The sequence below is a fragment of the Sorangium sp. So ce1153 genome (genome assembly GCF_051521595.1).
In the GTDB taxonomy this organism is placed as follows: Bacteria; Myxococcota_A; Polyangia; order Polyangiales; family Polyangiaceae; genus Sorangium.
The window spans coordinates 10421786-10436477 of record NZ_CP150361.1 but is presented as its reverse complement, the minus strand read 5'-3'; the positions used below and the strand labels follow the sequence as shown (position 1 = coordinate 10436477).

Annotated in this window: 7 protein-coding genes; 6 read left to right on the top strand and 1 reads right to left on the bottom strand. The window is 66.3% G+C overall.

The window, feature by feature from the left end:
• Positions 1-54: 54 nt before the first annotated feature.
• Positions 55-1395, top strand: a complete 1341-nt coding sequence (locus WME85_RS37670) for a hypothetical protein (RefSeq protein ID WP_437827902.1) — start codon at positions 55-57, stop codon at positions 1393-1395.
• A gap of 214 nt (positions 1396-1609) precedes the next feature.
• Here the strand turns inward: WME85_RS37670 and WME85_RS37665 are convergent, their stop codons facing one another.
• Entirely contained in the window at positions 1610-2131 is a 522-nt protein-coding gene (locus tag WME85_RS37665; RefSeq protein WP_437827901.1) for a hypothetical protein, read from the bottom strand.
• 1631 nt (positions 2132-3762) lie between these two features.
• Here WME85_RS37665 and WME85_RS37660 point away from each other — a divergent pair.
• From WME85_RS37660 to WME85_RS37640, 5 genes are all read left to right on the top strand, one after another.
• The gene (locus WME85_RS37660) at positions 3763-4254 is read left to right on the top strand and encodes a hypothetical protein (RefSeq protein ID WP_437827900.1); all 492 of its coding nucleotides are present in this window, start codon (positions 3763-3765) and stop codon (positions 4252-4254) included.
• A 121-nt stretch (positions 4255-4375) separates the two neighbouring features.
• The gene (locus WME85_RS37655; protein WP_437827899.1) at positions 4376-4858 is read left to right on the top strand and encodes a hypothetical protein; all 483 of its coding nucleotides are present in this window, start codon (positions 4376-4378) and stop codon (positions 4856-4858) included.
• 145 nt (positions 4859-5003) lie between these two features.
• Complete coding sequence (locus tag WME85_RS37650; RefSeq protein ID WP_437827898.1) at positions 5004-5315, top strand: hypothetical protein; 312 nt, start codon at positions 5004-5006, stop codon at positions 5313-5315.
• A gap of 828 nt (positions 5316-6143) precedes the next feature.
• Complete coding sequence (locus WME85_RS37645) at positions 6144-6443, top strand: hypothetical protein (protein WP_437827897.1); 300 nt, start codon at positions 6144-6146, stop codon at positions 6441-6443.
• Between the two features lie 261 nt (positions 6444-6704).
• Positions 6705-14447, top strand: a complete 7743-nt coding sequence (locus WME85_RS37640; protein WP_437827896.1) for a SpvB/TcaC N-terminal domain-containing protein — start codon at positions 6705-6707, stop codon at positions 14445-14447.
• Positions 14448-14692: the final 245 nt, after the last annotated feature.

Below are 14692 nucleotides of genomic sequence, written 5' to 3'. Positions count from 1 at the left end.
CGGAGTTGGTCTGCGTCGAGCACGTCGCCGCCGATATCCTCGACGACGGATGGCGTGTTCCTCGCTGGAAACGTCGGTGGCGGCGACGACAGGAACCCCGGTACGAAGGCGAAGCCGGTGTACACCGTCGCGCGCGTCGTCGAGCTCGCGCGCGCTGGACGAGGGCGCGTGTTCCTCTGCAATGAGGGATTTATCGTGGATCAGATCAGGGCGCCCTCCGGCGTGGATCTCCGCGGGGGCTTCCACTGCCGGAAGTGGGAGCGCGATCCCCTGCTCCCGCGGACCCAGTTTTCTCCCCGGCGGGTCTTCGGCCCGCAGGTGATCGTCGAGCCCGCGGGCCCCGACGACAGGGGGGCCGCGGACGGGGTGTCGACGCTCGCCGATCTCTACGTCCGCTCGTGGGGCCCGGTCGGCGTGCTCGCTCAGTCGAGCACGGAGGTGGAGATCTTGCGGAGCGAGATCTCCGCCAGCGGAGGCGATGCTGGCAGGACTGGCGAGAACTGGCCGACCATTCAACCCGACGGACCAGATGGCATGGTCGGCGGGGCCGCGTGCTCGGCGGCCGTCGTGGCTGGCGGCCCTGCGGTCGTGAACCAGTGCGAGAACGGGGTCACGAGCACCGGGGGCAAGGGAGGGGACGGGCGGCCGGACAGCGGCGAGGATGGAGGCGACGGCGAGCCCGCCGACCTCTTGCCGCCCGCACGCGGTGGTATCGGGGAGCAGGACAACCGCAGTTGCGACATCGGATCCGACGGGGGCCCGGGGGCCTCGGGGACGCAGGGCGCGCCCGGCGAGGGCATCGGGCGCCTCACCGAGACAGGATGGGAGGGCGACACGGGGGGCGAAGGGACCTGGGGCACGCCGGGCCAGGGCGGCGGCGGCGGCGGCGGTCGCTGGGGTGGGATCACCCTGTGCGGCGTGGCCTCCAGGGGAGGCCCAGGAGGAGGCTCGGGAGGGGCCGGCGGTTGCGGTGGCCGAGGTGGCCGCGGGGGAGGAAACGGTCAGCCGTCCATCGGCGTCATCGCGCTTCACGCCCGGGTGACCGTGCGCGACACCAAGATCACGACGAACTTCGGCGGCCATGGCGGCGACGGCGGGGAACCCCAGCGCGGCGGACGAGGCGGCAGAGGCGCAGCGGGCGGAAAGCTGGAGGATGAGTACACCGCCTGTTACGGCGGCCATGGCGGCGAGGGAGGGCCCGGCGGCTACGGCGGCCCGGGGCGCGGCGGCGACTCGATCGGCGTCGCCTACCTCGACGAGGACCAGCTCACGCTCGAGGGCGTCACCATCGAGACCGGACGGCCGGGCGAGGGCGGCACCAGCTGGAACCACGATGGCAGCACGACGACGGGAGAGAGCGGCAAGGCGCACGAGACGCTTAGGTTTCCCGAATAGGGCCGCCCGCATGACCGCTCGCGTCCGCTCCGCGCTCGGCGGCGATGTGGCCGAGCTCGACCAGCTGGACGGCCATAACCCCGAGCTCGCCGATGTGCACCTCGACCTCCGCGCCCGTGCCGCCGCGGGGCGAAGCCGCCAAGCTCGTCTCGATCTCCCTGCCGAGCGGCGCGGCACAAGCTCGGCCGGGTCGGCGGCGGACGCCAGGGAAGGGCTACACCGGAGCCACGAAAGTCCATGCGACCGAGAAGAGGCACATGTTGATCGTCGCCTTGCCCATCGACGCCCCGTCCATCGCCACATCCGGTACCACCTCGTTCCCGAACTCCGGTGGGATCCGTCGGTAGCCGGGGTACGTGGCCTCGATCTCCCGAGCGATGTCGCGCGCCACCGGCTCCTCGTCTGGGATGCCGGGCAGGTGGATCCCGTAGTACGGCCCGAGCAAGGACACGTGGAAGCTGAGCGCCGTTTGGTCGGTGAGCCAGATGCGGGCCGAGTACGCCGGGTCGGCCCCACCGGACAGCAGGTGGAGCGACTCGTTTTGAAGGCCGTATCGACTCCCCAGGCGGCGGATCATCGCTTTCCACGTTGGGTACTCCGCTCGCCCGCGGCTTGCGGCTTCCACCAGGCGGCGGTGCTCCTCCGTGTCGTCGTAGAAGGGCTCGTCGGGAGGTACGTGGATGCGTGCGAAATTCTGCACGCCCCGCGGGTAGAAGCGGTAAACGACGTCGAGCACTTCGGAGCGAGTTATCGCCTTTATTTCGTCACCCTAGCACCGAGCCGCGGATAGTTGGATCTGAACGTCGCCAGCATCTCGTCGATAAGCCGATGCGAGCAACGGCAGCCACCAGCGCCTGACATGGACCTCGACCTGCGCGGCCACTCCGCCCCCGACCAGGTGGACATCGGGGCGCCGGATCCATCCCCGGCCAGCCGGACATCCCGAACTCGCCGGCGTCCACCTCGACCTCGCCGCCGCTCCTCCGCCTGACGCCGCCTCAAGCGAGCGGCGCCTCCTGCGGGGTACAGCCGGCCGACCGCGTCAGCGACGACGTCGGAAGCCGAGGACGAGAGCGGCGCCCATGCCGACGAGCACGAGCAGGGCCAAGCCGACCCACGCCCAATCCCGGGGATCCGAGCTAAAGGAGACGGCCACCGCACCGCACCCGGGAGACCACGCTGTTTTCATTGAGCAGCCCATCCTCACATAAACCGCCCCCTCCGGTCCGCCGGGAGGTGCGGACCCCGCCGCGGTCGTCCTCGGCGCCGCAGCCCAGCTGTCTGCTCCGGCGCCATGTACGGCGCCAGCGCGGCGCCATGTACGGCGCCAGCGCGATCGCGAGCTCGCCGGCGTCCAGCGCCGCGACGTGGCCGAGCTCGACCAGGTGGACGGCGACGGCCCCGAGCTCGCGCGGCGCTCCTACCTGGAGGAGATGATCCGCTCGCGCTCCAGGAGCTCGACGCCGGCGGTCGAGTTGGCGGCTCCAGGAGCTCGACGCCGGCCGCCTCGACGCCCGCGGCGGCGCGCTGGCGCTCCAGGGCCTAGCTAGACGCCGGCGGCGGCGCGCTCGCGTCCAGCGCGGCCCGACGATCGCGCGTCTGAAGCGGCCAACGGCGCGAGGGTAGCTGCTCCTGCCATATGCGACCCTCCGTTGTCGTGGTGTTTCGGGCTCGGGACGGAGCATGAACGTGAGCCCGTGAGGAGGCCCGAAACGGTAATTCTGACGACCCGGTAACTCGTCGCGAGTTACCGGGATCTGGTCAGGCGGGGAAACCGTTCTGGCGACGCGCAGTTAGGCCGCTTCGAGGGAGCACCCGAGGGGTCGATTTTGGGGGGTCGCGAAGGGGTCGATTTGGTAATTCTGCGCAGGGTTGGCTGAGGGTCTCCGGCGCGCGGCGGGCACGACCGCGGGGCGGCCCGGGCGGCGCGGCGCGAGCTCCTCCCGGCGGACCGGGGCGGCCTGGGCGTTGAGCCGAGCACGCGGCGGGGCGCGAACGCGGCGCACGGGGCCGAGGAGCTCGTCCAGGCGGGAGGCTGGCGCAAGGCGGAGCTCGCCCAGGTGGACGCCAGCGCGATCCGCGGCCGCGGCGCCGGGCGACCTGGCCCCGCTCGACGGCCGGGCCGTGGGATCGCCGGCGGGGTCACCCCGCACACCGAGGTCACGTGATCGGGCCCCAGCGAATGCCAGTCAGGTCACGGTGCCACGTGAGAACCGGCGTTCTCTTGGTCGCACGCTACATCACACTTTAATGCCGCCGCCCTCGCCAGGAGCCGGCTCTGGTACTTCGCTTAAACGCTCTTTAAAGTTGAACGGAAAATGAAGGCTTCGCTCTGGCAGGTTCGTGTTTCGGTGCTTTTGTAGGCGCATGAGCTCGCGGCGCTGGTACGCGCTCGCGTGCGGAGTTGTCCGCGCGCCGAGCCACGTTCTGGAAGAGTGTTTCCAGATGAACAAGCAGACCCGGTGCCACCTGCGCGCGATCGCACGGCTGCACCCCGAGATCGGCAACCTGTGTGATCAGCTTGAAGCACCCTGGAACGCCGTGCGAAGGATCGCGCACGCGCCGGGGGCGGCGGCGCAGTGGGAGCGCGCGGCGCAGGTGCTCGGTGAGCTCGTCGAGAAGCGCCGGGCGACGGCGCCGCGCCGGTCGAGGCTGGAGGCTGCGCGCCTGGAGGCGCTGAAGCGAATGGCGCCGCCGATGGAGAGGGGAGAAAAAGCTGCCAGCAGCCTGCGCGCCGCGTGGGAGGCAGCGGAGCGCGGGACGCCCGCGGTCCCAAGCCCACGTTCGGGCGATCGGCATGCACGTCTGCCGTACGATCGGATCCTGCGCGGGACTACTTGGGACCAACAACGATCTTGAGCTTCACAACCATGCCATTGATGGGTGCGCGCGAACCCAACACGGATGGAGGTACAGCATGACACGAGCGGCTCTCGCGCGTGTATCGGCACCCCTTGCTCTTCGTCAGGCAGACAACCGCATGCGCGTGGTCGAAAGGACAGTCCCGGAGGTGTCCGCCAGAGGCCCGGGCAGCCCCCGGCGGCTCGCCCCTCCCGCGACGACGGCAACGGCGACGCTCGCGATCCCGCTGGAGGGGCTCACGCTCACAGCGCCGCAGCCGGAGATGCTCTCACAGAAGGACGTCGAGTCGGTCACCGGGATCCCGGCACGCGTGTTCCTCGACACGATCCGCGGGCGGGGCTTCCCGCTGCCGGTCACGAAGCTCGGCAAGCTGCGCCTTGTCCAGCGCGAGGCGTTCGTTGCCTACCTCCAAGCGCTGGCCCGTGACCCGGCGTCGCGCCGTGACGCAGAGGCGGACGAGGGCACGGGCGTTGCCGCCGTGTTGGCAGCTGCCGGCCTGGAGCCCGTCCCATGCGCACGCACCGGCCGAGCGGGAGCTCCTCCCGACGGCGTAACCGGTAGCAGGCTGCCGCGGAAGCAGGGTGGGCTCGTCCGACGCTGAGAATGCCGGGCGAGCGCTTCATCGGCCTCGACGCGACCGGAAACCGACCCATGACTGAGCTGGCCCAGCGGTGGCGGGCGCGTGCGAAGCGCTCGCCTTCGATCCCTGCCGCGTTCGTCCCGCCCCCCGTCAGGGGACGCGCAAGATGCGGGTGTTCGCCCCCGAGCAGGTCGAGGATCTCCGCAACGAGCTCCGGCAGAAGACCCGGCTCGGCCCCAAGCCAGTGCTCGTCGGGCTCGAAGAACTGGCGCGCCGAGCCGCGTGCTCCATGCAGACAATCCGCAGGCGCCTCGGAGCGGAGCTCCCTGCTGGTCGGAAGCTCTCCCAGGGGCCCCGCGCCTGGTGGGGCTTCACGCCGAAGGAGGCGAAGCAGATCGTCGCGTGGGTGAAGCGGCACATCCGAAGAAGGCGGCCGCGATCCCAGGCAAGGACTTCAACGGCCAAGGACGAGGGGTGAAAAGGTGCGCTCCATCGCCTTTCGCGGGTTTTCGGGAGGTTGACGACGGATCGCGCCTCCTGGCCAAGGCGCCACGCGGGTCGAAGGGCCTCGTCTGGCCCAACGAACCCGCGGCGCTGCTCATGAGGCGCTCGGAGAAGCAGACCCGGCTCGGCCCGAAGCCGGAACTCGTCGGGCTCAAGGAGCTGGCGCGCCGGGCCACGTGCTCCATGCAGACGATCCGCAGGCGCCTCGGGAGGGAGCTACCTGCTGGTCGGAAGCTTTCCCAAGGACCTCGCGCAAAGTGGGGCTTCACGCCGAAGGAGGCGAAGCTGATCGTAGCCTGGGTGAAGCGGAGCGTCCGGCGGAGGCGACGGTAAGCCCAGGGAAGAACCATACGGACGAATTTGCGGTGGCGAACCGTCGCGAACCGTTGGAGCCCTCGAGATTTTGGGGTGGCGTGACGACGGATCATACCCCCTCAGAAGGCAAGGCCCCAACCCGAACTCAACCGGCGAGCCCCAGGCATGGGGAGTTCGCGACGAGCGACGTGTCGCCTCAAGCCGCCGTCATTGCCTCGCTCGCCTGCCCCCCTGAGCCATACCGTTGCCCTTGGGAAGAGATGGCAGCCCGGGGTCGTTCACGAGACGATTGGTCGGCTGCTTGGGCTGCCGCTGGCACCGGAGGGGCGAGCAAGCCTGGGCCGATAGTCAAACCCACCGCTCGTGTCAGGGACCGCCGCTTCGGATCGCGCCCGGTCCCTGACAATAAGCGAACCGCAGGCTGTCCGTCGATATATGCCTTGATTTCTCGCACGCAGAGGCATTTGGATCGACAACGATCCAGCTCATGCTCAAGAGCAATCACTTGTCAACAAAAAATCGCGACTCTGGGCGCACCACCGTGGTGAGCGTGGTGATCATGGCATTGAGGCATCGAACCATGGGCGAAACCGCTATGCCACGCGCCCATTCGGTGTGCCTCGCGTATGCGGCGACGCCGCGAGGTGACCGCATCCCTTGTAAAGGCAGACGAGATCAACGGCCATTTGGTGCCGTCGCCGTCCTCTCCAACGTCATCACCCCGCCCACATCGCTCGGCTCACCTGTCGCCTTCTACGGGAGGCTTGACAAGGCGGGTCGACCGTGAGCTACGCTTCTATCCCTGTGGCGGGGGGTGAGGGACTGGGTAGGGTCGGACATCCGTGTGCTCCACGAGGTGTGGCGGTCGGCGGTGAAGGGCAAACTGTCTCGCCGGACTTCCGAGACAGGGTGCAACGATTCGCGGCATAAGTGCGGGGCTACGCCGATAATCCGCGTGTCTCGACTGATTGCGACGTTCTGTGAATGGTGGTCGGCAGGATCCCGGCATGGGCGAGGTTGGCGACAGACGGCGTGATGATATAGAGGAATGGAAATGGTTTCACCGAACAAGACAGCAGGTCGAACCGAAGGCGAACACACTCCAACGCCCTCGATCTCATTGCCGAAGGGCGGTGGCGCTATTCGCGGAATCGGCGAAAAATTCACCGCGAACCCGGTGAGCGGTACCGGCTCGATGAGCTTGCCCATCGCGATCAGCCCCGGGCGCTCCGGCTTCGGGCCGCAGCTTTCGCTGACCTACGACTCCGGCGCAGGGAACGGTCCCTTCGGGTTCAGCTGGTCGCTCGGCATGCCGCAGATCACCCGCAAGACGGATAAGGGGCTGCCCCGGTACCGCGATGCGGAGGAGAGCGACGTCTTCATCCTGTCCGGCGCGGAAGATCTGGTCCCGCTGCTCACCGAAGACGGCAGCCGCTTCGCAGACACCACCTCCGCGCCGGGCTACACCATTCACCGTTACCGTCCTCGCGTAGAGGGGCTGTTCGCCCGCATCGAGCGCTGGACCCGGCAGACCGACGGCGACGTCCACTGGCGTTCGATTTCTCGCGACAACATCCTGACCCTCTATGGCAAGGACGCGAACGCGCGCGTCGCGGACCCGACCGATCCACTGCGCGTCTTCACCTGGCTCATCTGCGAGACCCGCGACGACAGGGGCAATGCCGTCATTTACGAGTACAAACCGGAGGACGGCGTCGGCGTGGATCTCGCCCGTGCCTGCGAGCGCAACCGCGGCGGCCGCGATGATCTGCGGCGGACGGCGAACCGCTACATCAAGCGCATCCGCTACGGCAATCGTGTACCATTGCTGGACAGCGCGGGGGAGCGGCCACGCTGGCTGACAGCCATGCAGATCCAGGACGCCGGCTGGATGTTCGAGGTTGTCTTCGATTATGGTGAGCATGACGCAGACACGCCGGGCCCAGACGACCCCGGCGCGTGGCTCCTCCGGAGCGACGCGTTCGCGTCCTACCGCGCGGGATTCGAGGTGCGCACCTCAAGGCTCTGCCGCCGGATATTGATGTTCCATCACTTCACTGGCGAGGCCGGCGTCGGTGACGAGTGCCTGGTTCGCTCCACCAATTTCACGTATTCCCATGACGAAGATCCCGCGAGCGCCAGGAATCCCGTCTACACATTCCTGCGCGCCGTCACGCAGACCGGGTACCGGAAGCGCGAGGGCGGCTACACGAGGCGCAGCCTGCCACCGGTCGAATACGAGTACACACAGCCCCAAGTGCAGGACACGCTGCACGAGGTGGACGCCGCGAACCTCGAGAACCTACCTGCAGGGCTCGACGGCATCAACTACCGGTGGATCGACCTGCACGGCGAAGGTGTCCCCGGCGTCCTCGTCGAGGAGGCCGGGGCCTGGTTCTACAAGCGCAACTGGAGCCCCCTCGGCGGCGGACGGGCCCGCCTCGGACCGTCTGAGCTCGTCGCTGCGAAGCCCAATGTGGCCTTGGCCGGCGGGGCGACGCAGATCATGGATCTGGCCGGCGATGGTCAGCCCGATGTAGTCGTCCTGAATGGCCCCGCGCCTGGTTTCTACGAGCACGACGACGAGGAAGGCTGGAAGCCGTTCCGCCCGTTCACCTCGCGCCTCCATCTGGACGCGGATGATCCCAACCTCCGGTTCGTCGACCTCGACGGGGACGGCCGCGCGGAGGCGCTCATCAGCGAGGACGACGCCTTCGTCTGGCACGCCTCCTTGGGCGAAGAAGGCTTCGGCCCGGCGCGTCGCGTTCATCAGGCGCTCGACGAAGAGAAGGGTCCCCGCCTAGTCTTCGCAGACGGCACCCAGTCGATTTACCTCGCGGATGTCAGCGGCGACGGCCTCACCGACTTGGTACGCATCCGCAACGGCGAGGTCTGCTACTGGCCCAACCTCGGTCACGGCCGTTTTGGTGCCAAGATCACCATGGACCATGCGCCCCATTTCGATCACCCCGTTCATTTCGACCAGAGCCGCATCCGGCTCGCCGACATCGATGGCAGCGGCACGACCGACATCATCTATCTGCACCGCGATGGGGTGCGCCTCTACTTCAATCAGGCCGGGAACGGCTGGAGCGCGCCGCAGCGCCTGCGTGTCTTCCCGCGCATCGACGAGCTCGCCAGCATCGTCGTGATCGACCTGCTCGGGAACGGCACGGCGTGCCTGGTTTGGTCCTCCCCCCTGCCGAGCGAAACGCCACGGCAGATGCGCTACGTCGACCTCATGGGCGGGAAGAAGCCGCACCTGCTTGTCAAGGCCGTCAACAATCTCGGCGCCGAGACGCACGTCGATTACGCGCCGTCCACCAAGTTCTATCTGCGAGACAAGCACGAGGGCAAGCCCTGGCTCACGAGGCTCCCGTTCCCGGTGCACGTGGTCGAGCGCGTCGAGACCCGCGACCGTATAAGCGGCAATCGCTTCGTGACTCGCTACGCTTACCACCACGGCTACTTCGACGGCGAAGAGCGGGAGTTCCGCGGCTTTGGCATGGTCGAGCAGTGGGATACTGAGGAGTTTGCCGCGCTCGCAGCCGACAGCGACCTGTCGCAGACGACCAACCTCGACGTCGTGTCCCACGTGCCGCCGCTCCTCACGAGGACGTGGTTCCACACGGGCGTCCACGTGGGCGGCGATCACGTCTCCGACTTCTTCGCCGGCCTGCTCGACTGGCGCGATCGTGGAGAGTACTACCGCGAGCCAGGGCTGACCGACGCCGAGGCCCGGCGGCGCTTGCTGCCCGACACGGTCTTGCCAGCCGGTCTCACGATGGAAGAAGCGCAGGAAGCCCGCCGTGCGCTCAAGGGCGCGATGCTGCGGCAGGAGGTCTATGCGCTGGATGGCGCGGAGAAGGCCGACATTCCTTATACCGTGGTCGAGCAAAATTTCACCGTGGTGCGCCTGCAATCGCTCGCGGGCAACCGACACGCGGTATTCTTCACCCATTCCCGCGAATCTCTCCAGTACCATTACGAGCGCAACTCCAAGGATCCGCGCGTCACCCACGCGCTGACGCTGGAGGTGGACGAGTACGGCAACGTGCTCCGGTCCGTCGCCATTGCCTACGGCCGCCGCACGGACTCGACAGATCCGGCGTTGACCGCTGCAGACCTGGAAAACCAGGGTCGCTCCTTGATTACCTGGACGGAGAACCGGTTCACCAACGCCGAGCGCGGGGCCGACCATCACCGGGCGCCCGTCCCGGCCGAGACGCGGACGTACGAGGTGACGGGCTTGACGCCGGAGGGTGGCACGGCACGTTTCTGCTTCGACGAGTGGACACGCGAGGACTTCGCCTTACTGCGGTCGGCCGCGGAAATCCCGTATGAGGACGTGGGAGATCACGCGACGAGACAGAAGCGTCTCGTCGAGCATGCCCGCACGTTGTACCGGAGAGACGATTTGGCCGCTCTCTCGCCGCTCGGTCAGGTCGAGCGCCTGGCCCTCCCGGGCGAGACGTACAAGCTCGCGCTCACCCCGGGCCTGCTCGCACACGTCTTCAAGCGCAGGCGTGCCGGGCAGCCGGACGAGTGCCTGCTCTTGGATCCCGCCGCGTTGCTGGAAGGCAAGGCCGAGGATCAAGGCGGATATTTTTGGATGGATGGAGGTTGGTGGATCCCGTCCGGCCGAGCGTTCTTCGATCCGCAATCAGACGTCGCTGACCCGGCGCGATCCGCCGCGCGGGAGCTCCTGACGGCGCGCCGGCACTTCTACCTGCCGCGCAAGATGACTGATGCATTCGGCCACAGCACCGTGGTCGACTACGATCCTCACGATCTGCTCGTGATACGCGTCAAGGACGCGCTGGACAACACGGTTACAGCGGAGAACGACTACCGCGTGTTGCACCCGCGGCTCCTCACCGATCCCAACCGCAACCGCACTGCGGCTGCCTTCGACACGCTGGGCATGGTGGTGGCCACCGCGGTCATGGGAAAGGAGGGCGAGTTCCTCGGCGACCTCATCGACGACGTCGAGCTCGACCCGGCGCTGCCGGAAGTGCAAGCCTTCCTCGCCAGCCCAGAGCAGAGGGCAGCATCGCTGCTAGGAAAGGCGACCACGCGCATCGTGTACGATCTGGATCGCTACCGGCGCGCCGGCCAGCCACCCCTCGCCGCCACCCTAGCGCGCGAGAGCCACGTCCACGAGCTCTTGGGCGCACAGAGCAAGATCCAGGTCAGCATCGCGTACTCGGACGGCTTCGGGCGCGAGATCCAGAAGAAGGTCCAGGCGGAGCCGGGCAACGCCCCCGAGCGCACGGAGACGGTAGTCCTCCCCACCGGGGATGTCCGGCCCGGCGACCTGGCTCGTGACGCCCGCGGTAAACTCGTGCAGAGCGGCGCCACGCGCCGCTGGATCGGCTCCGGCCGTACGGTCTTCAACAACAAAGGCAAGCCGGTCAAGCAATACGAGCCGTTCTTCAGCGCTACACACCTGTTCGAGCCGGAGCGCGAGATGACCGACACGGGCGTTAGCGCGGTGCTGTTCTATGACCCGGCCCTGCGTGTGATCGCCAGGCTCCACCCCAACCACACCTACGAGAAGGTCGTCTTCGGCCCGTGGCACCAGACGACCTTCGACGTGAACGATACCATTGCCGCCCGCGGCGGCCAGACCGGTGACCCGCGCACCGATCCGGACGTCGCCGGGTTCGTGCGCGAGTACTTTACGATGCAGGCGCGGAACTGGCGGACCTGGTACGGGGAGCGCATCGACGGTCAGATGGGCCCGGCCGAGCGCGAGGCAGCACAGAAGGCCAACGTACACGCCGACACCCCCACCACCGCGCATTTCGACGCGCTCGGCCGCCCCTTCGCGACTGTCGCACATAATCGGTATGCCAGAAGCGGCGCCGTCATGGAAGACAGCTACGTCACGCGCGTCGAACTGGACATCAAGGGGAACCAGCGCGCCGTCATCGACGCCAAAGGGCGGGTCGTCATGCGCTACGACTACGATCTCTCGGGCACTCGCGTCCATCAGGCGAATATGGATGCCGGCGAGCGATGGACGCTCAACGACGCCGCTGGCAAGACCGTCCGCGCTTGGGACAGCCGCCGCTTCGTGCGGCGGATGGCGTACGACGAGCTGCGCCGTCCCGCCTGCCTGTACGTCACCGAAGAAGGCACCGAGCGGCTGGCCGAACGCACTGTGTATGGCGAGGGCGTCGGCGATGGGAAAAATCATCGCACTCGCGTGTACCGCGTATTTGATGGCGCGGGCATCGTCACGAGTGAAGCGTACGACTTCAAGGGGAACCTGCTGGAGAGCCGGCGCGACCTCTTGCCGGGCTACGCGCACAAAGTGGACTGGCAGCAGAGCCCCGCTGCGAACGACGGCAGCTTCACCGAACGGACGACTTACGACGCCCTCAACCGTCCGTACACCTCGACGGCGCCCGATGGCAGCGTCTACCGTGCCACCTTCAACAAATACAACTTGCTCGAAAAGGTCGACGTGCGCCTGCGTGGCGGGACGAAGTTCACGCCTTTCGTCACGGGTATCGACTACAATGCGAGGAGCCAACGCGAGCGGATTGCCTACGGTAACGGCGCGCGCACCATCTACGACTACGATCCGCTGACCTTCCGCCTGAGGCGTCTCCGGACGACGCGATCGTCCGGCTTCGATGGTGTTGCTTCGCAGTTGTTCCGGGACGCGGCCGTGGTGCAGCACCTGCGCTATACCTACGATCCCGCTGGCAACCTGACCCAGATCGAAGACGCCGCGCTGCAGGCCGTGTTCCACGATGGTCAGCGTGTCGAGGCGGTGGGCCGCTACACTTACGACGCTCTCTACCGCCTGATCGTAGCCCACGGCCGCGAGCACATCGGGCAGACAGCATACGAGAGCACCGCGGACGGGAATCGCCGAGACCACCCATTCGCCGGGCATCGTGCGCATCCGAACGATTCGAAAGCGCTGCGCAATTATACCGAACAATATGAGTACGACGCCGTCGGTAACTTCCAGGTGCTGCGTCACCTTGCCGGCCGCGGCGGCTGGACACGTCGCTACGACTATGAGGAGGACAGCGTCCTCGAAACCGGCAAGAAGAACAATCGACTGACGCGGATGGCGTTGAGCGATGGAGGCGCTCAATTCGAGCGCTACGCCCATGATGCTCATGGGAATATCGTCGCCATGCCGCACCTCGCGGCCATGGTCTGGGACTTCAAGGACCAACTGCGCCAGGTGGACCTCGGGGGCGGCGGCACTGCCTATTACGTGTACGACGCCGCGGGCCAGCGGGTGCGCAAGGTCATCGCGTCGCAGAGCGGGAATCGTCTAAAGGAGCGCATTTACATCGGTGGGTTCGAAGTGTACCGCGAATATAGCGGCGATGGCGCGACCGTGACGGGAGAGCGCGAATCGCTGCACATTATGGACGACAAGCAGCGCATCGCGCTGGTTGACACCCAGACCGTCGAGGACTGCAACCGAACCGAGGCGGCGTTGCCGCTGCAGCGTTACCAGCTCAGCAACCACCTAGGGTCTGCCAGCCTGGAACTGGCCGCTGACGGCAAAATGATCTCCTATGAGGAATATCATTCTTACGGCACCACAGCCCTACAGATCGGGCGTGGCACTGCTGAGGTGAGTCCAAAGCGCTACCGCTACACCGGCAAAGAGCGCGACGAGGAGACAGGCTTCAATCACCACGGAGCGCGGTATTATGCACCGTGGGTAGGAAGGTGGGTGAGCGCCGATCCGGCTGGCATGGTCGATGGAACGAACTTATACGCGTACACTCGTGACAATCCATTGCTCAACACCGATCCAAGCGGCACGCAGTGCGAGCCAACAGTGCAGTCATGCATTGACCCGACGCTTCCCACACCGCGCGAGGAAACATTGCAGCGGAGCCTACCGAACGAAGAGCGCTATTCGCCGCTGCCCCCCGAACCCGATATAATGTCGCCCGCTTCGAACACGTCCGCGCCTGAGCCCCAACGTCCCGTGACACAGCACGACAATGGCACCGTGGGCGAGCCTGGTCTTTTGGAGAGCTTAATTCCCATCTGGGGTTCAGGCCGTTCAGCGATACACCACTTTCAGGGGGGAAACTGGGGTCGCGCGACACTGTATACCGCATTGGCGGTTACTGATGTTTTCTTGGTAAAGTCTTTAGTCACGGCGGCCGGAAAGTTGTTTGCCAAGACGGTGGGCGAAGCCGCCATGAAAGAAGCCACGGAGATTGCTGCTAGGAACGTGGGCGTGCAGGCAGGCGAGGAAGCTCTGGCCAGGGAGGCTAGCAGCAGCGTCGTTCACCTCACGACTCCTGAAGCGAGGACGGCCATTGAAGGAGCCGGTGACATGGCCAAGGTAGGATCCAAGTGGGGCGTCTTCGCGCTCGACGCCAGTAGAGTGCCCACCTCACAGCTAGGGCGTAATGTTGCAACACTCGTCCCCGGATCTCTTGCCGGCGAGGTGCGAATCGGCGCAGAGGGCGCGAAATGGTTCGGTCGTCCCCCACTCTTCGGATTGTTCTCCGGCGCGCGCCGCTTTGCAGGAGTGCGTATGACACCGCTGGGCTCAGTGAATCTAAAAACAGGAGAATTCGTTGGAGGCGAAATCTTCAAGCGTGGAGCATTCCGAATGGCCACACGCGGAGAGTACGCTGGGCAGCTTGCCCACCAGTGGTTGCTCGATTATGGAATCGACTCGCTTATCTACGGAGGCGCAAAGGTAGGCGTCTGGACATATGGCCTCGAAGAGAACGCTAACCCGCAATTTGATTTTAACGACGATTTTGGCAGATTCGGCTCACATTGAGCAATGCGCCGATTGGATTCAACGAATCTATCGGGTCGCAAACAGAAAGCCTGACAATGGACGGCCGCGACGACAACCGATTTTTCTGGTATCATATAACAATTGTATGCATCCTGCTTGGTATCCCTCTGTTATTCGCAACTAATGACCCATTGTATGCGTCTGGCGCCTGGGCGATCCTGGTAGCGCTATATCTGGCGCTGCTCTGGATCTTTGGAAGAAAGTTTGTTCTCGAGGGAGCCATA